Origin of the sequence: Nocardia sp. NPDC058497 (genome assembly GCF_042720195.1) — a bacterium.
Lineage (GTDB): Bacteria > Actinomycetota > Actinomycetes > Mycobacteriales > Mycobacteriaceae > Nocardia.
In genome coordinates, this window is record NZ_JBHXMY010000978.1 from 1 (window position 1) to 1350 (window position 1350).

Annotated in this window: 3 protein-coding genes; 1 reads left to right on the forward strand and 2 read right to left on the reverse strand. The window is 69.3% G+C overall.

Annotated features, from left to right (window positions below; translation table 11 throughout):
* Positions 1-165: 165 nt before the first annotated feature.
* On the forward strand, positions 166-333 hold the full coding sequence (locus tag ACFWPJ_RS32995; protein ID WP_378857469.1) for a hypothetical protein: 168 nt from the start codon (positions 166-168) through the stop codon (positions 331-333).
* On the opposite strand, the gene ACFWPJ_RS33000 is transcribed toward ACFWPJ_RS32995, so the two are convergent.
* Together ACFWPJ_RS33000 and mca are read right to left on the reverse strand one after the other, a co-directional pair.
* A complete protein-coding gene (locus ACFWPJ_RS33000) occupies positions 330-581 on the reverse strand; it encodes a hypothetical protein (RefSeq protein ID WP_378857473.1) in 252 nt (83 codons plus the stop codon). The genes ACFWPJ_RS32995 and ACFWPJ_RS33000 overlap by 4 nt on opposite strands.
* A partial coding sequence (mca, locus tag ACFWPJ_RS33005; RefSeq protein WP_378857471.1) for a mycothiol conjugate amidase Mca occupies positions 581-1350 on the reverse strand: 770 nt, incomplete at its 5' end. The genes ACFWPJ_RS33000 and mca, both read right to left, overlap by 1 nt.

Here is a 1350-nt window from a genome sequence, read left to right on the forward strand (position 1 = left end):
CCGCCGCCTCCACGAACTCGACCTCATCGACTGGTGAGTGCCCGGACCGCGGACAGCTCGGTTGTCTGATCCCACGTCAGCGAGTTTCCGCGAAACGTTGTGGGGCGGTGGGCCGATCACTCTCCTGTGACGGGGACAGAGTCAGTACACAGTGCCGAGCTATCCGTGGCCGAGCGCCGGGCCGCACTGCGCAGGCTCGTGGTCATCTTCGGGTTGATGAACAAGATGATCGAGCTGAGTGCGGGCGGGGCGCCGCGGCAGCTGGCCGAGCACGCGGCTGCCGCCAGGGATCTGGTCGGCGAGCTGGTGACCGATATCGCCCGGCTGCCCTAGCCGGTTTTCGGGGTGCCGTCGCCGGGCTCGGGCTCGATGGCGCCTGGTTCGGTGCCCTCGTCGGCCTTCTGGTCCGGTTCCGGGTGCTCGGGCTCGAACGTCTCGGGCAGGCCCTTGAGGTGCTTGTTCATCGAGCGCACGAGCAGCACGGTGCCTGCCAGCAGGATCAGGATGACCAGCAGGCCGAGCGGGGACGCCTTGCCGAACTCGGGTCCGGTGGGGGTGTTCTGAGCGAGGTAGACCAACATCACCGGTCGGCGTCCTCGATGCCGGCGAACAGGTCGGTCTCCGGGATGGCGGTGCTCACCCTCGTCTTGGCCAATTCGAACTCCTCGGTCGGCCAGAGCCGCTGCTGAATCTCCAACGGGATCGCGAAGAACGCCCCATTCGGATCGATCTGGGTCGCGTGCGCGCGCAGGGCGTCGTCACGCTGGGGGAAGTATTTCGAGCATTCGATCTGGGTGGTGACCCGGTTCCACGCGGCTCCGCGTTTGAACTGATGCATCCGATCCAGCCACTCCTGCAGCGGGAACGGTTCGCCGATGCGCTCGTATTCCTCGGCGAAGGTCTCCAGGCGTCTCGTGCTGAAGCCGTGGTCGTAGTACAGCTTCAGCGGCGTCCAGGGAGCGCCCGCCTCCGGGAACTTCGCCGGATCGCCCGCCGTCTCGTAGGCGGCCATCGACACCTCGTGGCACCGGATGTGATCCGGGTGCGGGTAGCCGCCGTTCTCGTCGTAGGTGGTGATCACGTGCGGCTTGAAATCGCGCACGAGCCGCACCAGCGCCACGGTGGACTCCTCGAGCGGCACCAGCGCGAAGCAGCCCTCGGGCAGCGGCGGCAGCGGGTCGCCCTCGGGCAGACCGGAGTCGACGAAGCCGAGCCAGTGCAGGCGCACGCCGAGCGCGTGGGCGGCCGCGGCCATCTCCTCGCGCCGGACCTCCTCGATCCGGGCCCCGGGCCCCCGGGGGGGGGGGGGGTATACGGGGGCCCCCCCCCCCCCCGGCCCCGCGGGGGGGA

Bases quoted from the DNA above. Each gene is read 5' to 3' on its own strand.
- ACFWPJ_RS33000 (WP_378857473.1), bottom strand. From the start codon at position 581: ATGTTGGTCTACCTCGCTCAGAACACCCCCACCGGACCCGAGTTCGGC.